This window comes from Pseudaquabacterium inlustre (genome assembly GCF_038066595.1).
GTDB classification, from domain to species: domain Bacteria; phylum Pseudomonadota; class Gammaproteobacteria; order Burkholderiales; family Burkholderiaceae_C; genus Pseudaquabacterium; species Pseudaquabacterium inlustre.
On the sequence record NZ_JBBUTH010000004.1, the window covers coordinates 641,873 to 661,942 of the forward strand.

The window sequence follows — 20,070 nt, forward strand, 5'->3', positions numbered from 1 at the left end:
CGACCCGGTTTCAGACCACCCCTTCCGGACAAACGGCCCGCCAGCTTCGCTGCAGCGGGCCGTTTGCTTTCCAGGGCTCATCCCACCCACCGCTGCGGTGACATCACCACCCCGATGGAGCTTTCCGATGACCCTGCTCGCCAATCCTGCCGCCAAGTACCGACCGTTCCCGCCGGTGCACCTGCATGACCGCACCTGGCCCGATGCGGTGCTGACCCGCGCGCCGATCTGGCTGAGCACCGACCTGCGCGACGGCAACCAGGCGCTGATCGAGCCGATGGACGGCGAGCGCAAGCTGCGCCTGTTCGAGACGCTGGTGAAGATCGGCTTCAAGCAGATCGAGGTCGGCTTCCCGGCTGCGTCGCAGACCGAGTTCGACTTCGTGCGCCGGCTGATCGATGAGGGCCGCATCCCCGATGACGTGACGATCCAGGTCATGACGCCCGCGCGCGAGGAACTGATTCGCCGCAGCTTCGAGGCGCTGCAAGGTGCGCCCAGGGCCATCGTGCACCTGTACAACGCCATCGCGCCGGTGATGCGCCGCGTGGTGTTCGGGCTCAGCCAGGACGGCGTGGTCGACCTGGCCGTGCAGCATGCGCAGTTGGTGAAGGAACTGGCCGCCGCCCAGCCCGACACGCAGTGGACCTTCCAGTATTCGCCCGAGACCTTCTCGGATGCCGAACTGCCGTTCGCCAAGCGCGTGGTCGATGCCGTCACCGGTGTGTGGCAGCCCACGGCCGCGCGGCCCTGCATCATCAACCTGCCCACCACCATCGAGCACAGCACGCCCAACATCTTCGCGGACATGGTGGAGTGGATGCACCGCCACATCGCGCGGCGCGAGGCGGTGATCCTGTCCATCCACCCGCACAACGACCGCGGCACCGGCGTTGCCGCCGCCGAGTTCGCGCTGATGGCCGGCGCTGACCGCATGGAAGGCTGCCTGTTCGGCAATGGCGAGCGCACCGGCAATGTCGACCTGGTGAACCTGGCGCTGAACCTCTACACCCAGGGCGTGAGCCCGGGCCTGGACTTCAGCGACATCGACGCCATCCGCCGCACCGTGGAGCATTGCAACCAGCTGCCGGTACACCCGCGCCACCCCTATGCCGGCGATCTGGTCTACACCTCGTTCTCGGGCTCGCACCAGGACGCGATCAAGAAAGCCTTCGCAGCGCGGCGCGAGGGCGACATCTGGGACATGCCCTACCTGCCGATCGACCCCAAGGACCTCGGCCGCAGCTACGAAGCGGTGATCCGCGTCAACAGCCAGTCGGGCAAGGGCGGCATCGCCTACCTGATGGAAGCCGAGTACGGGCTGAGCCTGCCGCGGCGGCTGCAGATCGAGTTCGCCTCGTCGGTGCAGGCGGTGATGGACGCACAGGGCCGCGAGCTGACGGCTGCCGACATCTGGCAGCTGCTGGCCGAGGCCTACCAGGTGAGCGACGACGCCATCCGCGTCGACCGGCTGCACATCGACGACCTGCCCGACGGCCGCAGTCGCGTGCGCCTGCGCCTGACGGCGCAGGGCCACGCCATCGACCTGACGGGCGAGGGCCGCGGCCCGGTGGATGCGCTGGTGCAGGCGCTGCGTGCCGCCACCGGCGTGGCCATCGAGGTGCTGGACCTGCACGAGCACGCCATCACCGACGGGCCGCTGGCCGCGGGGCAGGGCGCCCAGGCCCGAGCGGTGGCCTACCTGGAGCTGCGCATCGCTGATACTCGCACGCTGTTCGGCGTGGGGCTCGATGCGAGCATCGTCACCGCGTCGATGAAGGCCGTGGTCAGCGGGCTGCTGCGTGCGGGCATCGCGCTCGCGCCGCGCCGCCAAGCCACCATCGACATCTTCAACGCCTGAACACCGATCACAACGACAAGGAGCCACATCCCATGTCCGACCAACTCATCATCTTCGACACCACCTTGCGCGATGGCGAACAGTCGCCCGGCGCCTCGATGACCAAGGACGAGAAGCTGCGCATCGCGCGCCAGCTCGAGCGCCTGCGCGTGGACGTGATCGAGGCCGGCTTCGCGGCCAGCAGCAACGGTGACTTCGAGGCCGTGAAGGCGATCGCCAGCCACATCAAGGACAGCACCGTGTGCTCGCTGGCCCGCGCCAATGACCGCGACATCGGCCGCGCCGCCGAGGCGCTGCAAGGTGCCGCGCGCTCGCGCATCCACACCTTCATCGCCACCAGCGAACTGCACATGGAGAAGAAGCTGCGCATGACGCGCGACCAGGTGTATGAGCAGGCCAAGCTGGCGGTGCGCTTCGCCCGCAACCTGTGCGGCGACATCGAGTTCAGCCCCGAGGACGGCTACCGCAGCGACCCCGACTTCCTGTGCCGCGTGCTCGAAGCCGTGATCGCCGAGGGCGCCACCACCATCAACGTGCCCGACACCGTGGGTTACGCGGTGCCCGAGTTGTACGGCAACTTCATCAAGATGTTGCGCGAGCGCGTGCCCAACAGCGACAAGGCGATCTGGAGCGTGCACTGCCACAACGACCTGGGCATGGCCGTGGCCAACTCGCTGGCCGGCGTGAAGATCGGCGGCGCCCGCCAGGTTGAATGCACCATCAACGGCCTGGGCGAGCGCGCCGGCAACACCAGCCTCGAAGAGGTGGTGATGGCGGTGAAGACGCGCCGCGACTACTTCGGCCTGAACGTGGGCATCGACACCTCGCAGATCGTGCCGGCCAGCCGCATGGTCAGCCAGACCACCGGCTTCGTGGTGCAGCCGAACAAGGCCGTGGTGGGTGCCAATGCCTTCGCGCACGCCTCGGGCATCCACCAGGACGGCGTGCTGAAGGCGCGCGACACCTACGAGATCATGCGCGCCGAGGATGTGGGCTGGAGCGCCAACAAGATCGTGCTGGGCAAGCTGAGCGGCCGCAACGCCTTCAAGCAGCGCCTGCAGGAGCTCGGCATCGAGCTCGAGAGCGAGGGCGAGATCAACGCCGCCTTCGCCCGCTTCAAGGATCTGGCCGACCGCAAGGCCGAGATCTTCGACGAGGACATCCTGGCGCTGGTCAGCGACGAGAGCGTCACCAAGGAGCAGGAGCACTACCGCCTGGTGTCGCTGAAGCAGTCGTCCGAGACCGGCGAGCGCCCGCAGGCCTCGGTGGTGTTTGCCGCCGGGCCGGCCGAGCACACGGCCACCAGCGACGGCAACGGCCCGGTGGATGCCAGCCTCAAGGCCATCGAGAGCCAGGTGCAAAGCGGCGCCGAAATGCTGCTGTATTCGGTCAATGCGATCACCAGCGGTTCGACAGAATCGCAGGGCGAAGTCACCGTGCGCCTGCAACTCGGTGGCCGCGTGGTCAATGGCGTGGGTGCCGATCCCGACATCGTCGTGGCCTCGGCCAAGGCCTACCTGGCGGCGCTGAACAAGCTGCATGCCAACACCGACCGGGTGGCCGCGCAGGGTTGATGGCAGGCTGCTGGCCCGCTCTTTAAGAAACGCACGCAAGCTTTTGATCTTGCGTGCTTTTCGGGCCTCACCTACACTGCGGCCCAGCGTAAAGTTTTCTGACAATTTCGTTGGGTTCCCCCTGTCAAGCATGAAGCCTTCCTTGTCGTCCCTGCTGCTGGGTGTGGTGTTGTCGGTCTCGCTGGCGGCGCCGGCCAGTGCCCGTGTGCAAACGCGCAAGCCCAACGCCAAGGCGCCCGCTGCAGCCGCCGCCGCGCCGGCCAAGCGCGCCGGCAAGGTGGTGGGCGGCAAGGGCCTGCGCCGCGCCGCGCTGGTGGGGGCCGCCGGGGTGGCCGCCGCCGCACCGCTGCGTGCGTCCTTCGGCCAGATGCAGGGCCTGCATGCCAACAACGACCCGCTGGATCTGAAGTCCAGCGTGGCCCTGGTCGTCGACCAGGACACCAACGAGGTGCTGTTCAGCAAGAACCCGTCGGCCGTGCTGCCGATCGCCTCGATCACCAAGCTGATGACCGCCCTGGTGGTCGTGGAGGCGCGCCAGTCGCTGGACGAGGTGCTCACCGTCACCCAGGACGACATCGACACCGAGAAGGGCAGCCGTTCGCGCCTGGCCGTGGGCACGCAGCTCACCCGCCGCGAGATGCTGCACCTGGCGCTGATGTCGTCGGAGAACCGTGCGGCCAACGCGCTGGGGCGGCACTATCCGGGCGGCCTGGCCGCCGCGGTGGCCGCGATGAACAAGCGCGCCGACAGCCTGGGCATGCGTGACACGCGCTATGTCGAGCCCACCGGCCTGTCCAGCCAGAACCAGTCCAGCGCGCAAGACCTGGCCAAGCTGGTCAAGGAGGCGCACCACGTGCCGCTGCTGCGTGAGTTCTCCACCTCGCAGGAAGCCCAGGTGGCCGTGGGCAAGCGCATGATGCAGTTCCACACCACCAACGGCCTGGTGCGCAGCCCCAACTGGGACATCGGCCTGCAGAAGACCGGCTACATCTCCGAGGCGGGCCGCTGCCTGGTGATGCAGGCCCAGCTGGCTGGCCGCAAGCTGATCATGGTGCTGCTGGATTCGACCGGCAAGTACTCCCGCATCGGCGACGCCGAGCGCATCCGCCGCTGGCTGGACCACGCCACGGCCGAGGCCGGCGCGGCGCGCCGACCGGCGTCCTGATCGTCCGCAGCGCCCAAGCGCCAACGGCCACCGCGAGGTGGCCGTTGTTGTTTGGGGCCGCGCCTGGGGCCTTGCCGCCGACCTGCCGGGCCGGCGGCCGAAATCTCAGCCGCGGTAGCCCAGCGCCGACGAGATCTGTGCCGCGGTGGCCTTCACGCGGTCGGCCCAGCTGTCCTCGATGCGGTCGGCCGGCGCCGACACCGACAGGCCGGCCACCAGCCGACCTTGGTCGTCGAAGATGCCGGCGGCAATGCAGCGCACGCCCAGCTCCAGTTCCTCGTCGTCGCGCGACACGCCGGTCTGGCGCAGCTGCGACAGCTCGCGCTCCAGGCGGCCGACGTCGGTGATGCTGTTGCGCGTGTGGCCCGCCAGGCCGGTGCGCGTGGCGTAGGCGCGCACGCGCTGCGGGTCGTCATGGGCCAGGAACAGCTTGCCCACCGAGGTAAGGTGCAGCGGTGCGCGGCCGCCGACGGCGCGCACCACCTGCATGCCCGAGCGTTCGCTGTAGGTGCGCTCGATGTAGACGATCTCGTCGCCCTGGCGCACCGACAGGTTCACCGGCTGGTGGGTGAGCTTGTGCAGCTCGCGCATCGGTGCCAGCGCGGCGTCGCGCACGTCCAGCCGGGCCTTCACCAGGTTGCCCATTTCCAGCAGGCGCATGCCCAGGCGATAGCTGCCGGCCTCGGGGCGGTCGACATAGCGGCCGATGGCCAGGTCGTTGAGGATGCGGTGGGCGGTGGACGGGTGCAGGCCGGTGCGCTCGCTCAGTTCCTTCAGCGACACCGGGTCCTGGTGCGCGGCCAGCACGTCGAGCAGCGAGAACATGCGCTCGATCACCTGGATCGCCGGCGTCTGACCTTCTTTCTTCGTGCTCATGGATGGGTCTCGGAGAGTTGCCGCCATTTTTGCATGGCGAAACCGCAATCGGCGTGCCGGAATGGGTTGTGCAGCTCAGCAGAGCTGGCGTGCGGCCCACAGTCCGGCGCGCACCGCGCCTTCCAGCGTGGCCGGGTAGGGGCCTTGCACATGGTCGGCCGCCGCCATCAGGCCGGGGGCGATGGTGGCGCTGGGGCGCTGGAGATTCGGCGTGCAGGCAAAGGTGGCGCGGCGTTCGGCGGCCAGGGCGGTCAGCACCAGATCGTCCGCACCATTGAACGCGCCGGGAAAGGCCTGGCGCGCCTGGCGCAGCACCGCGGTACCGGTGGCCGGCAGCCCCCGTTCCACCCAGGGCGCGGCGCCGCTGACGACGAAGGCGAATTCGCCGGCGGCCAGGCCCAGCGCGCCCAGATCGAACACGAACTGGGCCGGTTGCTCGGCTTCGGCGGCCAACGCCAGCATCGGCCGCGGCAGGCGCAGCGCGGGGTCGTGCAGCCAGGCGGTGACGATGGGCTCATGGCGCATCGCCGCCGCGCTGGCGGACCAGGCCGGCGCCACCTCGGCGCTCAGGCGCGCGGCTTCGCCCGCGGGGCAGGCCAGCACCACGGCATCGAAGGCCTCGCCATCCACCTGCCAGCCACCGGCGCGTGGCGCCAGCATCTGCACGCGGTGGCCCAGGCGCAGCGCCGCGCCGTGGGCGGCCAGCCAGGCCAGCGCGGGGGTGGGCAGCAGGTCGGACAGCGGCGCGCGCGGCAGCAGCAGGTCGGCGCTGCCGCGGCCGGCGAACAGGGCGTCGCGCATCACGCGCAGAAACACCGTGCCACTGGCCTGGGCCATCGGCGTGTTCAGCGCCGCCACGCACAAGGGGTCGATCAGGTCGCGCTGCACGCTGGGCGGCAGGCTGCCGCACAAATCGGCCACCGTGGCGTGCGCGTCGCAGCGAAAGCCGCGCAGCAGCCAGCCCGTGGCCACGCGCAGCAGCGCCAGCCGGTCACGCAGGCGCCAGCCACGGGCGGCCAGCACGCCGCGCATGAAAGCCGGCACGGGTGGCCCGGCGGGCAGTTGCAGGCCGTGGCCATCCGGCGTGGTCAAGGCCAGCGGTCCGCGCCACAGCAGTTGCGCCGGATCGGCACCGACGCGGCGCATCAGGGCCAGCGTCTCGGTGTAGGCGCCGATCAGGATGTGCTGGCCGTTGTCGCGCGGCGTCTGGCCCTGGCGCATGGCCGCGCCGCCGGTGCTGCGGGCGCGGCCGCCGGCGGCATGGGCCATCTCGAACAGCGTGACCTGGGCGCCGCGGCTGGTGGCTTCCACCGCCGCAGCCAGGCCGGCCCAGCCGGCGCCGATCACCGCCAGGCGGCGTGCCGTCGTCACCGCGGGTGCGGCCGGCGACGCCTCAGCGCCCACGCCAGTGCGTGCACATCGCGATCCACAGCTTGCGCAGCGGCGTCAGCGAGGTGCGCTGGTGCAGCACCTGGAAGTGGTCGGCCTCGATCTCGCGCAGCAGCGTGCGGTAGATGTTGGCCATCATCAGGCCCGGCTTCTGCGCCTGGCGGTCGGCCTCGGGCAGCAGGGCCAGCGCCTCGTCGTAGCAGCGGTGCGCGCGCTCGGCCTGGAAGCGCATCAGCGCGGTGAAACGCTCGCTGTAGCCCCAGGGCGATTCGCGCTTCAGGATCTCGTTCGCCTTCACGTCGAACTGCTGCAGTTCGCTCACCGGCAGGTAGATGCGGCCGCGGCGCGCGTCGTCGCCCACGTCGCGGATGATGTTGGTGAGTTGCAGCGCGAGGCCCAGGCGGTGGGCGTATTCGATCGTCGCGGGATCGGTGTGGCCGAAGATGCGCGCCGCCACCTCGCCGACCACGCCGGCCACCAGGTGGCAGTAGCGGCGCAGGCCGGCGAAATCCAGGTAGCGGGTCTGCGTCAGGTCCATCTCGCAGCCCTCGATCACCGCGTTCAGGTGCTCTGCGCGGATGGCGTAGTCGGCCGTCAGCGGCATCAGGGCCTGCATCACCGGGTGGCTGGGCTGCCCGGCAAAGGCGCGTGTCACCTCCTGGCGCCACCAGGCCAGCTTGGTGGCGGCCACGCCGGGGTCACTGACCTCGTCGACCACGTCGTCCACCTCGCGGCAGAAGGCATAGAAGGCGGTGATCGCGGCGCGGCGCGGCGGTGGCAGGAACAGGAACGCGTAATAGAACGACGAGCCGCTGGCGGCGGCCTTGTCCTGCACGTACTGCTGCGGCGTGGTGATGGCCGGCGCGCTCATCGCGTGGCCACTCCCGCCGCAGGCAGCGCGGATTGCATGCGCCAGGCGCGCCACAGCAGCACCGGGCCATCCAGGGGGCCCAGCACCGGGCGCTGGCTCAGGCTGCAGAACTGCATGCGCTCGATTTTCTCAAGGATGCGCAGCCCGCCTTGCACCACCAGGCGCAATTCCCATCCCAGCCTCCCGGGCACACGCAGGGCCAGCGGCGCGCCCTGCTGCATCAGCGCGCCGGCCCAGGCGCACAGTTCGCGCATCAGCGCGCGGCTGGCGCTGCTGTCTCGGCCCTCGGCGGCCAGGCGGGCCAGGTCATCGAGCGTGAGGCCGTGGCGCCGGGCGTCGGCCTCGGGCACGTAGTGGCGGCCGCGTGGCAGGTCGCGGCTGGGGTCCTGCCAGAAGTTGATCAATTGCAGCGCCGTGCACACGGCATCCGACTGGGCCAGCGAGCGCGCATCCACCACGCCGGCCAGGTGCAGCATCAGCCGGCCCACCGGATTGGCCGAGTGGCGGCAATAGTCGAGCAGGGCGGTGCGGTCGGGGTAGCGCGGGTTGTGCGTGTCGCGCTCGAAGGCGGTGAGCAGGTCGTTCAGCGGGGCCAGCGGCAGGCGGTGGCGGGCGATGGCCGCGGCCAGCGGCTGAAAGACCTGCGGCCAGTCGGCCGCCGGGGGCGTGCCCAGCGCCGCCGCATGCAGCGCAGCGCAGTAGCGCGCCAGGGCGGCGCGGCGGACGTCGGGCGCCGCATCACCCTCATCGGCAATGTCGTCCGCCGTGCGGGCGAAATGGTAGACGGCCACCACCGCAGCGCGCATGGCCGGCGGGCACAGCCAGCTGGCGACGGGAAAGTTCTCGTAATGGTCGACGCTCACGCCGCCGATTGTCCGCTGCGCGGCGGGCCCGCGGCGTGGCTTCCAGGGTTTGACACAGGTCAGTTTGGGCACGTACATTACTGACCGGTCAGTCATTAAAAAGACGTGTGCCGCCCGTGCACCGTCGGTCGAGCGATGCCCCAAGCCCAGCGTCCCCTGTTGTCCGCCCTGTTTCGCGCCTTGTCTCCGGCCATGCTCGCCCTGCCGCTGCTGTGGGCCTGCAGCCCGCCGCCACCGGCCGAGGCGCCGCTGCGTGCGGTGCGCACGATGACCGTCCAGCCCGGCCAGGCGGGCTTGACCCATGAGTACGCCGCCGAGATCCGTGCCCGGGTCGAATCGCGGCTGGGCTTCCAGGTGGGGGGCAAACTGGTCGAGCGCATGGTCAATCTGGGCGACCAGGTGGCGGCCGGCCGCGCGCTGGCGCGCATCGACACCCGAGACCTGGCGCTGGGCCAGCAGGCCGCACGCGCCGCCGTGCAGGCCGCCCAGGTGCAGGTGGAGCTGAACCAGGCCGACTTCCAGCGCTACAAGGAGCTGAAGGACAAGGGCTTCATCAGCGGTGCCGAACTGGAGCGCCGCGAAACCACGCTCAAGGCCAGCCGCGCGGCGCTGGAGCAGGCTCGCGCCCAGGCGGGCGTGCAGGACAACCAGGCCGGCTACGCGGTGCTGACGGCCGGCGCCTCAGGCGTGATCACCAGCGTGGACGCTGAGCCGGGCGCTGTGCTGGCGGCCGGCACGCCGGTGCTGCGCCTGGCCCACGACGGCCCGCGCGACGCGGTGTTCAGCGTGCCGGAGGACCGCGTGGACAGCGTGCGTGCACTGCTGGGCAAGCCCGGCGCGCTGGCACTCAAGCCCTGGGGTGCGGCCGATGCGCCGGTGCCGGCCACGGTGCGCGAGGTGGCCGCGGCCGCCGATGCCGCCACGCGCACCTTCCTGGTCAAGGCCGACATCGGCCAGGCCGCGCTGCGCCTGGGCCAGACGGCCACCGTGGCCATCACGGCGCCCAAGGCCGGTGCGGTGATCAAGCTGCCGCTGCAGGCGGTGTTCGAGCGCGGTGGCCAGCCCATGGTGTGGCGGGTTGACCGGGCCAGCATGCAGGTGCAGGCCCGGCCGGTGACGGTGGCGGGCGCCGAGGGCAACCTGGTGCTGATCGGTGCTGGCCTGGCGGCCGGCGAATCGGTGGTGACCGCCGGTGTGCACACCCTCAACGAGGGGCAGAAGGTGCGCTGGTACCAGGAGCCGGGGGCTGTTGCCGCATCTGGCGCTTCCGCCGCTGCCGCCAGTCCGTCCGCCCCGGCCGCCTCGCGCTGAGCGCGTCGACGCACCCCGAGCCGCCGACATGAGCACCTCGCCGACCCCGGGCGCGCAGCCCAGCCGTTTCAACGTTTCGCGCTGGGCGCTGGAGCATCCGGCCCTCACCCGCTATCTGCTGGTGGTGCTGATGCTGCTGGGCTTTGCCGCCTACTTCCAGCTGGGCCAGGACGAAGACCCGCCGTTCACCTTCCGCGCCATGGTCATCCAGGCCTATTGGCCCGGTGCCACGGCGCAGCAGATGGCCGAGCAGGTCACCGACAAGATCGAGCGCACGCTGCAGGAGGTGCCGCATGCCGACATCATCCGCAGCTACACCAAGCCCGGTGAGTCGCTGACCATCCTGAACGTCAAGGACAGCGCGCCGCCCAAGGATGTGAGCAACACCTGGTACCAGACGCGCAAACGCATCGGCGACATGCGCAGCACGCTGCCGCAGGGCGTGATCGGGCCGCTGTTCAACGACGACTTCGGCGATGTCTACGGGTCGATCTTCGCGCTGTCGGCCGATGGCTTCTCGGACGAGGAACTGCGTGTCTTCGCCGAGAACATCCGCTCACAGCTGTTGCGTGTGCCCGATGTCGCCAAGGTCGAGCTGTTCGGCGTGCAGGCCGAGAAGATCTTCATCGAGATCCCCGGCAAGCGCCTGGCCCAGCTGGGCCTGGACATGAACGCCGTGGTGGCGCAACTGAGCGCGCAGAACGCGGTGGAGGGCGCCGGCCTGCTGGACGGCGGCAGCCAGAACCTGCAGGTGCGCGTGGCCGGCGCCTTCGGCTCGGTGGAGCAGTTGAAGCGTTTTCCGATCCGCGGCGTGAATGCCGCCACCGGCCAGGCCAGCACGATCCAACTGGGCGTCATCGCGCAGATCCGCCGCGCCACCATTGACCCGCCGGCGGTGAAGGTGCGCCACCAGGGCAAGCCGGTGATCGCGCTGGGCGTGTCGATGGCCAAGGGGGGCGACATCGTGGCGCTGGGCGATGCGTTGCGCGCCAAGGCCGACGCCATCCGCACCGAACTGCCGGCCGGCATCACGCTCGACCAGGTGCAGGACCAGCCGCGCGCCGTCACGCGCTCGGTCAACGAGTTCATCCGCGTGCTGGTCGAGGCCGTGGTGGTGGTGCTGGCGGTCAGCTTCATCAGCCTGGGCCTGCACACCAGGCCGCTGCGCATCGACGTGCGGCCCGGTCTGGTGGTGGCCATCACCATCCCGCTGGTGCTGGCCATCACTTTCGTGGCCATGTACTACTGGGGCGTGGGCCTGCACAAGATCTCGCTGGGCTCGCTGATCATCGCGCTGGGCCTGCTGGTCGACGACGCCATCATTGCCGTGGAGATGATGGTGCGCAAGATGGAGGAAGGCTACGACAAGCTGCGTGCCGCCACCTTCGCCTACGAGGTCACCAGCATGCCCATGCTGACCGGCACGCTGATCACCGCGGCCGGCTTCCTGCCCATCGGCCTGGCCAAGTCGACCACCGGCGAATACACCTTCGCGATCTTTGCCGTCACGTCGGCGGCGCTGGTCATCTCGTGGGTGGTGTCGGTGTACTTCGTGCCCTACCTGGGCGCCTGGCTGCTGAAGGTCAAGCCGCAGGTCGACGGTGAGGCGCACGAACTGTTCGACACGCCGTTCTACAACCGCTTCCGTCGCCTGGTGAACGCCTGCGTGGCGCACCGCTGGATCACGCTGGCCGTCACCGTGGGCCTGTTCGCCGCCGGTATCGCTGGCATGGGCAAGGTGCAGCAGCAGTTCTTCCCCGATTCCAGCCGGCCCGAGATCCTGGTCGACCTGTGGCTGCCCGAGGGCAGCACGCAGCGCGAGACCGAGGGCGTGGCGCGGCGCCTGGAGGCGCGCATGCGCGCCGAGCCGGGCATGGAAAGCGTGACCACCTGGGTGGGCAGCGGCGTGCCGCGCTTCTACCTGCCGCTGGAGCAGGTGTTTCCGCAGACCAACGTGGCCCAGCTGATCCTGCTGCCCAAGGACCTGGCGGTGCGCGAGCGCGTGCGCAAGGCCTTGCCGGCCCTGCTCGCCACCGAGTACCCGGAGGCCCGTGGCCGCGTGAAGCTGCTGCCCAACGGCCCGCCGGTGGCCTACCCGGTGCAGTTCCGCGTGATGGGCCCCGATGCGGCCCAGGTGCGGCGCTATGCCGACCAGGTGCGCGCCGTGCTGGCGGCGCACCCGTCGATGCGCGGCGTCAACGACAACTGGAACGAGTCGATCAAGGCCATCCGGCTCGAGATCGACCAGGACAAGGCGCGCGCGTTGGGTGTCACCAGCCAATCCATCGCCCAGGGCTCGAAGGCCGTGTTCTCCGGCGCCACCGTGGGCCAGTACCGAGAGGGTGACAAGCTGGTGGACATCGTGCTGCGCCAGCCGCTGGAAGAGCGCAACGCCATCACCGACCTGGGCAACGCCTACGTGCCCACGGCCAGCGGCAAGGCCGTGCCGCTGACCCAGGTGGCGAAGATCGACTTCGGCTTCGAGCCCGGCGTGATGTGGCGCGAGAACCGCAAGTTCGCCATCACCGTGCAGGGCGATGTCATCGACGGCGTGCAGGGCCCCACCGTCACCAAGGCCGTGTGGCCTCAACTCGAATCGCTGCGCAAGCAGCTGCCGCCCGACTACGAGGTGCGCATCGCCGGCACGCAGGAAGAAAGCAGCAAGGGCCAGGGCTCCATCGCTGCCGGTCTGCCGGTCATGCTGTTCATCATCTTCACGCTGCTGATGCTGCAACTGCACAGCTTCTCGCGCGCCATGCTGGTGTTCCTGACCGGGCCGCTGGGCATTGCCGGGGTGGCGGGGGCGCTGCTGCTGTTCGACCGGCCGTTCGGCTTCGTCGCGCTGCTGGGCGTCATCGCGCTCAGCGGCATGATCATGCGCAACTCCGTGATCCTGATCGACCAGATCGAGCACGACCGCGCGCGCGGCGTGCCCGCCTGGCATGCCATCGTCGAGGCGGCGGTGCGGCGCTTCCGGCCCATCGTGCTGACGGCCGCCGCCGCGGTGCTGGCCATGATCCCGCTGACGCGCAGCGTGTTCTGGGGCCCGATGGCGGTGGCCATCATGGGGGGCCTGATCGTGGCCACCGCGCTCACGCTGCTGGCGCTGCCGGCCATGTATGCGGCCTGGTTCCGGGTGCGGCAGCCGGTGCCGCAGCATGGCGCCGCGTAGCAGGCGCGCGCCGCCCGGCTAGAATCGCCGGTTTTCCGAATCGGGCGGGGGGTCTACCGAGCCCCCGTTCGCGGCGACGATGAGACACCCGCGCGGGTGGCGAAATCGGTAGACGCACCAGGTTTAGGTCCTGACGCCTTCACGGGCGTGCCGGTTCGAGTCCGGCCCCGCGCACCAGACAACGATTCATTTGCGAGTCACACCATGGCTGTCACTGTAGAAACCCTCGAAAAGCTCGAACGTCGCATCACCCTGACGATCCCGGCCCAGGCGCTCAACTCCGAAGTCGAGTCGCGCCTGAAGAAGCTCTCGCGCACCGTCAAGGCCGACGGCTTCCGCCCGGGCAAGGTGCCGATGTCGGTGGTGGCCCAGCGCTACGGCTGGTCGGTGCAGAACGAGGTCATGAACGACCAGATCGGTCAGGCTTTCGCCAGCGCCGCCAACGAAGCCCAGCTGCGCGTGGCCGGCATTCCCAAGGTCACGCCCAAGGAAGACGCGCCCGAGGGCCAGCTGGCTTTCGACGCCACGTTCGAGGTCTACCCCGAGGTCAAGCTCGGTGACCTGGCCACCGTCGAGGTCGAGCGCGTCACCAGCGAGGTGACCGACGCCGCCATCGACCGCACCGTCGACATCCTGCGCAAGCAGCGCCGCACCTTCGCCCAGCGTCCGGCCGCCGAAGGCGCCGCCGAGGGCGACCGCATCACCATCGACTTCGAAGGCAAGATCGACGGCGAGCCCTTCGACGGCGGCAAGGCCGAGGGCTTCCAGTTCCTGATCGGCGAAGGCCAGATGCTGGAGCAGTTCGACAAGGCCGTGCGCGGCATGAAGGTCGGCGAGAGCAAGACCTTCCCGCTGCAGTTCCCCGAGGACTACCACGGCAAGGATGTGGCCGGCAAGGAAGCCGACTTCCTGGTCACCGCCAAGAAGATCGAAGCCCAGCACCTGCCCGAGGTGGACGAGGCCTTCATCAAGAGCCTGGGCCTGGCCGAAGGCACCGTCGAGGCCCTGCGCGCCGATGTGAAGAAGAACCTCGAGCGCGAGGTCAAGTTCCGCGTGCTGGCCAAGAACAAGGCCGCCGCGATGGACGCGCTGATCAAGGTGGCCGAGCTCGACCTGCCCAAGGCCCTGATCGAGAGCGAGACCGAGCGCCTGGTGGCCTCGGCCCGCGAAGACCTGAAGCAGCGTGGCATGAAGGACGCCGACAAGGCCCCGATCCCCACCGAGATCTTCACGCCGCAGGCCGAGCGCCGCGTGCGCCTGGGCCTGGTGGTGGCCGAGCTGGTCAAGGTGAACAACCTGCAGGCCAAGCCCGAACAGCTGCAGGCTCACATCGAAGAACTGAGCCAGAGCTACGAGAAGCCGGCCGACGTGGTGCGCTGGTACCTCAGCGACCGCCAGCGCATGGCCGAGGTGGAGGCCGTGGTCATCGAGAACAACGTGGCCGAGCATGTGCTGGCCAACGCCAAGGTCGTCGACAAGGCACTGCCCTTCGACGAGCTGATGACCGCCTGATTCAGGCCAAGCCGCAAGCCGGGCTGCCGCGCGCAGTCCCGGCCGCAGGCGCGACGGGGCGCACGACTTGCCGGGTCGTCGCCCCGTTTTTCATCGCCTGCAACCGTTTCGCATGCGGGTCATAATCACCCCAGACCGTTTTTCGAGGACTTTCATGAGCGCATTGGAGACGCAAGCCCTGGGCCTGGTGCCCATGGTGATCGAGCAGTCGGGTCGGGGTGAGCGTGCTTACGACATCTACAGCCGCCTGCTGCGCGAGCGCATCGTGTTCCTGGTGGGCCCGGTGAACGACGCCACGGCCAATGTGGTGGTGGCGCAGCTGCTCTTCCTGGAGAGCGAGAACCCCGACAAGGACATCTTCCTGTACATCAACAGCCCGGGGGGCAGTGTCTCGGCCGGCCTGTCGATCTTCGACACGATGAACTTCATCAAGCCCGATGTCTCGACGCTGTGCATCGGCATGGCGGCCAGCATGGGGGCCTTCCTGATGTCGGCCGGCGCCAAGGGCAAGCGCTTCTCGTTGCCCAACAGCAAGATCATGATCCACCAGCCGCTGGGCGGCGCCCAGGGCCAGGCCACCGACATCGAGATCCACGCCCGCGAGATCCTCAAGACCCGCGAGCAGCTCAACCACATCCTGGCCGAGCGCACCGGCCAGCCGCTGGAGAAGATCCAGGCCGACACCGAGCGCGATTACTTCATGTCGGCCGACGAAGCCAAGGCCTACGGCCTGATCGACCAGGTGATCGCGACGCGCGGCTGAGCGCTGCCGCCGCCGTATCATCGTTTCTCACGCTTCGCATCTTTCTACCGCCCTCTCTTACGCACACGCAAATCACCCATGGCCGACAAGAAGGGCGCCCCTGGCGAAAAAGTCCTGTACTGCAGCTTCTGCGGCAAGAGCCAGCACGAGGTCAAGAAGCTCATCGCCGGCCCGTCGGTGTTCATCTGCGACGAGTGCATCGAGCTGTGCAACGACATCATCCGTGACGAGGCCCCGGCCGAAGGCACGGCGGCCAAGGCCGGCAAGAGCGAACTGCCCGTGCCCGCCGAGATCAAGAGCACGCTCGACAACTACGTGATTGGCCAGGACCAGGCCAAGCGCACGCTGTCGGTGGCTGTCTACAACCACTACAAGCGCCTGAAGCACATGGGCGCCAATGCGGCCAAGGACGAGGTGGAGCTCACCAAGAGCAACATCCTGCTGATCGGGCCCACCGGCTCGGGCAAGACGCTGCTGGCGCAGACGCTGGCACGCCTGCTCAACGTGCCTTTCGTGATCGCCGATGCCACCACGCTGACCGAGGCCGGCTACGTGGGCGAGGACGTCGAGAACATCATCCAGAAGCTGCTGCAGAACTGCAACTACGACGTCGAGCGTGCGCAGCGCGGCATCGTCTACATCGACGAGATCGACAAGATCAGCCGCAAGGCCGACAACCCCAGCATCACGCGCGACGTGTCGGGCGAGGGCGTGCAGCAGGCCCTGCTGAAGCTGGTGGAAGGCACGATGGCCAGCGTGCCGCCGCAGGGCGGCCGCAAGCACCCCAACCAGGATTTCCTGCAGATCGACACGACCAACATCCTGTTCATCTGTGGCGGCGCGTTCGACGGCCTGGAAAAGGTCATCCAGAACCGCACCGAGAAGTCGGGCATCGGCTTCTCGGCCAGCGTGCACAGCAAGACCGAGAAGCGCGCGGCCGACCTGTTCCGGTCGGTCGAGCCCGAGGATCTGGTCAAGTTCGGCCTGATCCCCGAACTGGTCGGTCGCCTGCCGGTGGTGGCCACGCTGGGCGAACTGACCGAGGACGCGATGGTGCAGATCCTCACCGAGCCGCGCAATGCGCTGGTCAAGCAGTACCAGAAGCTGTTCGCGATGGACGGTGTCGAGCTCGAGATCCGTTCCTCGGCGCTGTCGGCCATTGCACGCCGGGCGCTCAAGCGCAAGACCGGAGCCCGCGGTCTGCGCTCGATCATGGAACATGTGCTGGTCGACACGATGTTCGACCTGCCCACGCTGGATGGCGTGGCCAAGGTGGTGATCGACGAGCACATCGTCGAGGAAGGCGCCAAGCCGCTGCTGGTTTACCGCGAGCAGAAGGCCAGCGCCTGAAAGCGAGGGGCGCTTTGCTGCTGCGCCCATCGATCCTGATCCTGCGCTGCTCGCCGTACGGGTGTACGGCTGCGCTGCTCAAATCAGCCTCGAAGGGCTCGCGACGCAAATCGCTCCCCGCTTTCTGCGACAACGCTGTACGTCGGCTCCGTTAGGCCTGTTCACTTGCATTCCCCTGCTCGGGCCCCATGTTGGTCTGAGAAAGAGAGGTTCCCATGTCAGGACATCCTGTTCTCCCCCCCGAGCCGATCACGCTGCCGCTGCTGCCGTTGCGTGATGTGGTCGTGTTCCCGCACATGGTCATCCCGCTGTTCGTCGGGCGCCCCAAGTCGATCAAGGCCCTCGAAGCCGCGATGGAAGCCGGCCGGCAGATCATGCTGGTGGCGCAGAAGGCTGCCGGCAAGGACGAGCCCAAGCCCGACGACATGTTCGAAATCGGCTGCATCTCCAGCATTCTGCAGATGCTGAAGCTGCCCGACGGCACCGTGAAGGTGCTGGTCGAGGGCGTGCAGCGCGCCGAGACCCGCGAGATCCACGACGGTGCCGAACACTTCACCGCCGAGGTGGTGCCGGTGCAGCCGTCGGCCGAGACCAGCCCCGAGGTCGAGGCCCTGCGTCGCGCCGTGACGCAGCAGTTCGACCAGTACGTCAAGCTGAACAAGAAGATCCCGCCCGAGATCCTCACCTCGATCGCCGGCATCGACGATCCGGGCCGCCTGGCCGATACCATCGCCGCGCACCTGCCGCTCAAGCTCGAAGCCAAGCAGTCGGTGCTCGACCTGTTCACCGTGGCCAAGCGCCTCGAGAAGCTGCTCGAGCTGCTGGAGCACGAGGTCGACATCCTGCAGGTGGAAAAGCGCATCCGTGGCCGCGTCAAGCGCCAGATGGAGAAGAGCCAGCGCGAGTACTACCTGAACGAGCAGGTCAAGGCCATCCAGAAGGAACTGGGCGATGGCGAAGAGGGTGCGGACCTCGAAGACCTGGAAAAGAAGATCAAGGCCGCGCGCATGCCCAAGGATGCGCGCAAGAAGGCCGAGGGCGAGCTGAAGAAGCTCAAGCTGATGTCGCCGATGTCGGCTGAAGCGACCGTGGTGCGCAACTACATCGACACTCTGGTCAATCTGCCCTGGGCCAAGAAGTCCAAGATCAAGCACGACCTGCCGCTGGCCGAAGCCGTGCTGAACGAGGACCACGCCGGTCTCGAGAAGGTCAAGGAACGCATCCTCGAGTACCTCGCGGTGCAGCAGCGCGTCGACAAGGTCAAGGCGCCCATCCTGTGCCTGGTGGGCCCCCCGGGCGTGGGCAAGACCTCGCTCGGCCAGAGCGTGGCGCGTGCCACCGGACGCAAGTTCGTGCGCATGGCGCTGGGTGGTGTGCGCGACGAGGCCGAGATCCGCGGCCACCGCCGCACCTACATCGGCTCGATGCCGGGCAAGGTGCTGCAGAGCCTGTCGAAGGTGCAGGTGCGCAACCCGCTGTTCCTGCTCGACGAGATCGACAAGCTGGGCATGGACTTCCGCGGCGATCCGTCGTCGGCCCTGCTGGAGGTGCTCGACCCCGAGCAGAACCACACCTTCAGCGACCATTACGTCGAGGTCGACTTCGACCTGTCGGACGTGATGTTCGTGGCCACGTCGAACTCGCTGAATATCCCGCCGGCCTTGCTGGACCGGATGGAAGTGATCCGCCTGTCGGGCTACACCGAGGACGAGAAGGTCAACATCGCCCAGGTGTACCTGCTGCCCAAGCAGCGCACCAACAACGGCGTGAAGGACGAGGAGCTCGAGGTCACCGAGGCTGCCATCCGTGACGTGATCCGCTACTACACCCGCGAGGCGGGCGTGCGCTCGCTCGAGCGTGAGGTCAGCAAGATCTGCCGCAAGACGGTCAAGGGCCTGCAGCTCAAGCAGTACACCGGCAAGGTGGTGGTCACGGCTGAGAACCTGCATGACTTCCTGGGTGTGCGCAAGTTCGACTTCGGTCGCGCCGAGAAGAAGAACCAGGTTGGACAAGTGGTCGGTCTGGCCTGGACCGAGGTGGGCGGCGATCTGCTGACCATCGAAGCCGCGGTGATGCCCGGCAAGGGCGGCATCATCCGCACCGGTTCGCTGGGCGACGTGATGAAGGAGTCGGTCGAGGCCGCACGCACCGTGGTGCGCAGCCGCGCCGCACGCCTGGGCATCAAGGACGAGTTGTTCGAGAAGCGCGACATCCACATCCACGTGCCGGATGGCGCCACGCCCAAGGACGGCCCCAGCGCGGGCATCGCGATGACGACGGCCTTCGTCTCGGCGCTCACCGGCATCCCGGTGAAGGCCGATGTGGCGATGACTGGCGAGATCACGCTGCGCGGCGAGGTCACGGCCATCGGTGGCCTGAAGGAAAAGCTGCTGGCGGCCCACCGCGGTGGCATCAAGACGGTGCTGATCCCCGAGGAAAACGTCAAGGATCTCCAGGACATCCCGGAGAACGTGAAGAACAGCCTCGAGATCATGCCGGTGCGCTGGATCGATCGCGTCATCGAGCTGGCGCTCGAGTCCACGCCGGCCGCGCTGCCGGAAGAGGACCCGGCCGCTGCTGCTGCCAAGGTGGAAGCGCCCAAGCCCGATGTGGCTGGTGGCGCCGCCGTGGACGCGCTGCCGCATTGAGGGCCTGCGGCGCAGACAGGCCGGTTGCGAAAGAATTTTTTGCGGCAGGCTTGCCAAGCCGCTGAATGTCTGTATAGAATGCGAGCTTCGCTGAACAGCAAAGACGACAGTCAAGCGACAGTGAAACGTTGACAAGCAGAGCAATCTGAGCGGTCAGCAACGCGGGAGTAGCTCAGTTGGTAGAGCGCAACCTTGCCAAGGTTGAGGTCGCGAGTTCGAGACTCGTCTCCCGCTCCAGATCTTTGAAAACGGGAAGCCTCGGCTTCCCGTTTTCGTCAGAATGGTCAGCGCGGTTGGCGCATCCGGCGCACACCGCCCCGCACTGAACGCGGCGCGATAGCAAAGCGGTTATGCAACGGATTGCAAATCCGTCTAGTCCGGTTCGACTCCGGATCGCGCCTCCAGATCCTTGGCCCGCTACGGCCACGTCATGAAGCCCCGCACTGCGGGGCTTTTTCGTTTCTTCAAGGATCTGTCGGTGCTGCGTGCACGGTGGGCACGGCTGTTACCGTTCGCTTGCAATTGCGCGGCCTGCTGCGGGCAGAACGCCACGCCGGCCCCGGGTGCGCGGTGCCCTGGCCTTGGCCCCCCAGGATGTGCTGGCTACAGTGTGCGCACCCATCCCGCAAACCACGTGAAAGCGTGGGACGCAAAGCCTCCGGCCTAACGTGTGGATCGTGCCGTCGATCCGCACCACGGTAGCGGGGTTGCCGGCCGG

13 protein-coding genes, 3 tRNA genes and 1 riboswitch are annotated in these 20,070 nt (G+C 68.4%); of the genes, 12 read left to right on the forward strand and 4 right to left on the reverse strand.

What is annotated here, in order from left to right; translation table 11 throughout:
• The first annotated feature begins 133 nt into the window (after window positions 1–133).
• The 3 genes from leuA to pbpG all read left to right on the forward strand — a co-directional run bounded on the left by leuA (window position 134) and on the right by pbpG (window position 4,597).
• Complete coding sequence (leuA, locus tag AACH10_RS10885) at window positions 134–1,858, forward strand: 2-isopropylmalate synthase (RefSeq protein ID WP_341410460.1); 1,725 nt, start codon at window positions 134–136, stop codon at window positions 1,856–1,858.
• A gap of 32 nt (window positions 1,859–1,890) precedes the next feature.
• A complete protein-coding gene (locus tag AACH10_RS10890) occupies window positions 1,891–3,432 on the forward strand; it encodes a 2-isopropylmalate synthase (protein ID WP_341410408.1) in 1,542 nt (513 codons plus the stop codon).
• A 130-nt stretch (window positions 3,433–3,562) separates the two neighbouring features.
• Complete coding sequence (pbpG, locus tag AACH10_RS10895) at window positions 3,563–4,597, forward strand: D-alanyl-D-alanine endopeptidase (protein WP_341410409.1); 1,035 nt, start codon at window positions 3,563–3,565, stop codon at window positions 4,595–4,597.
• Window positions 4,598–4,702: 105 nt separating this feature from the next.
• Here pbpG and AACH10_RS10900 read toward each other — a convergent pair whose 3' ends face one another.
• The 4 genes from AACH10_RS10900 to hpnC all read right to left on the reverse strand — a co-directional run bounded on the left by AACH10_RS10900 (window position 4,703) and on the right by hpnC (window position 8,596).
• Window positions 4,703–5,473 (reverse strand): IclR family transcriptional regulator, encoded by a 771-nt coding sequence (locus AACH10_RS10900; RefSeq protein ID WP_341410410.1) that lies wholly within the window; start codon window positions 5,471–5,473, stop codon window positions 4,703–4,705.
• Between the two features lie 75 nt (window positions 5,474–5,548).
• Entirely contained in the window at window positions 5,549–6,844 is a 1,296-nt protein-coding gene (gene hpnE, locus AACH10_RS10905; RefSeq protein WP_341410411.1) for a hydroxysqualene dehydroxylase HpnE, read from the reverse strand.
• A 22-nt stretch (window positions 6,845–6,866) separates the two neighbouring features.
• Complete coding sequence (gene hpnD, locus AACH10_RS10910) at window positions 6,867–7,733, reverse strand: presqualene diphosphate synthase HpnD (protein ID WP_341410412.1); 867 nt, start codon at window positions 7,731–7,733, stop codon at window positions 6,867–6,869.
• A complete protein-coding gene (gene hpnC, locus AACH10_RS10915) occupies window positions 7,730–8,596 on the reverse strand; it encodes a squalene synthase HpnC (protein WP_341410413.1) in 867 nt (288 codons plus the stop codon). Before hpnC ends, hpnD begins: the two co-directional genes overlap by 4 nt.
• A gap of 192 nt (window positions 8,597–8,788) precedes the next feature.
• Here hpnC and AACH10_RS10920 point away from each other — a divergent pair, with 192 nt between their 5' ends.
• From AACH10_RS10920 to AACH10_RS10960, 9 genes are all read left to right on the forward strand, one after another.
• Entirely contained in the window at window positions 8,789–9,907 is a 1,119-nt protein-coding gene (locus AACH10_RS10920) for an efflux RND transporter periplasmic adaptor subunit (protein WP_341410414.1), read from the forward strand.
• A gap of 28 nt (window positions 9,908–9,935) precedes the next feature.
• Window positions 9,936–13,079 carry an efflux RND transporter permease subunit gene (locus AACH10_RS10925; RefSeq protein WP_341410415.1) on the forward strand — a complete coding sequence of 1,048 codons (3,144 nt, stop codon included), beginning with the start codon at window positions 9,936–9,938 and terminating at the stop codon, window positions 13,077–13,079.
• Between the two features lie 90 nt (window positions 13,080–13,169).
• Window positions 13,170–13,256 (forward strand) — tRNA-Leu (locus AACH10_RS10930).
• A gap of 27 nt (window positions 13,257–13,283) precedes the next feature.
• Window positions 13,284–14,591, forward strand: a complete 1,308-nt coding sequence (tig, locus tag AACH10_RS10935) for a trigger factor (protein WP_341410416.1) — start codon at window positions 13,284–13,286, stop codon at window positions 14,589–14,591.
• Between the two features lie 154 nt (window positions 14,592–14,745).
• The gene (clpP, locus tag AACH10_RS10940; protein WP_341410417.1) at window positions 14,746–15,354 is read left to right on the forward strand and encodes an ATP-dependent Clp endopeptidase proteolytic subunit ClpP; all 609 of its coding nucleotides are present in this window, start codon (window positions 14,746–14,748) and stop codon (window positions 15,352–15,354) included.
• A gap of 78 nt (window positions 15,355–15,432) precedes the next feature.
• Window positions 15,433–16,704, forward strand: coding sequence for an ATP-dependent Clp protease ATP-binding subunit ClpX (gene clpX / locus AACH10_RS10945; protein WP_341410418.1), 1,272 nt, complete (start codon window positions 15,433–15,435; stop codon window positions 16,702–16,704).
• Window positions 16,705–16,919: 215 nt separating this feature from the next.
• Window positions 16,920–19,352 (forward strand): endopeptidase La, encoded by a 2,433-nt coding sequence (gene lon / locus AACH10_RS10950; RefSeq protein WP_341410419.1) that lies wholly within the window; start codon window positions 16,920–16,922, stop codon window positions 19,350–19,352.
• Between the two features lie 161 nt (window positions 19,353–19,513).
• A tRNA-Gly gene (locus tag AACH10_RS10955) sits at window positions 19,514–19,589 on the forward strand.
• A 93-nt stretch (window positions 19,590–19,682) separates the two neighbouring features.
• Window positions 19,683–19,756 (forward strand) — tRNA-Cys (locus tag AACH10_RS10960).
• 210 nt (window positions 19,757–19,966) lie between these two features.
• Window positions 19,967–20,067, forward strand: a riboswitch (cyclic di-GMP riboswitch).
• Window positions 20,068–20,070: the final 3 nt, after the last annotated feature.

Excerpts from the sequence above, each read along its gene's own strand:
- AACH10_RS10890 (WP_341410408.1), top strand. The coding sequence starts at position 1,891 with ATGTCCGACCAACTCATCATCTTCGACACCACCTTGCGCGATGGCGAA.
- pbpG (WP_341410409.1), top strand. The coding sequence starts at position 3,563 with ATGAAGCCTTCCTTGTCGTCCCTGCTGCTGGGTGTGGTGTTGTCGGTC.
- AACH10_RS10900 (WP_341410410.1), bottom strand. The coding sequence starts at position 5,473 with ATGAGCACGAAGAAAGAAGGTCAGACGCCGGCGATCCAGGTGATCGAG.
- hpnD (WP_341410412.1), bottom strand. The coding sequence starts at position 7,733 with ATGAGCGCGCCGGCCATCACCACGCCGCAGCAGTACGTGCAGGACAAG.
- AACH10_RS10920 (WP_341410414.1), top strand. The coding sequence starts at position 8,789 with ATGCTCGCCCTGCCGCTGCTGTGGGCCTGCAGCCCGCCGCCACCGGCC.
- AACH10_RS10925 (WP_341410415.1), top strand. The coding sequence starts at position 9,936 with ATGAGCACCTCGCCGACCCCGGGCGCGCAGCCCAGCCGTTTCAACGTT.
- tig (WP_341410416.1), top strand. The coding sequence starts at position 13,284 with ATGGCTGTCACTGTAGAAACCCTCGAAAAGCTCGAACGTCGCATCACC.
- clpP (WP_341410417.1), top strand. The coding sequence starts at position 14,746 with ATGAGCGCATTGGAGACGCAAGCCCTGGGCCTGGTGCCCATGGTGATC.
- clpX (WP_341410418.1), top strand. The coding sequence starts at position 15,433 with ATGGCCGACAAGAAGGGCGCCCCTGGCGAAAAAGTCCTGTACTGCAGC.
- lon (WP_341410419.1), top strand. The coding sequence starts at position 16,920 with ATGTCAGGACATCCTGTTCTCCCCCCCGAGCCGATCACGCTGCCGCTG.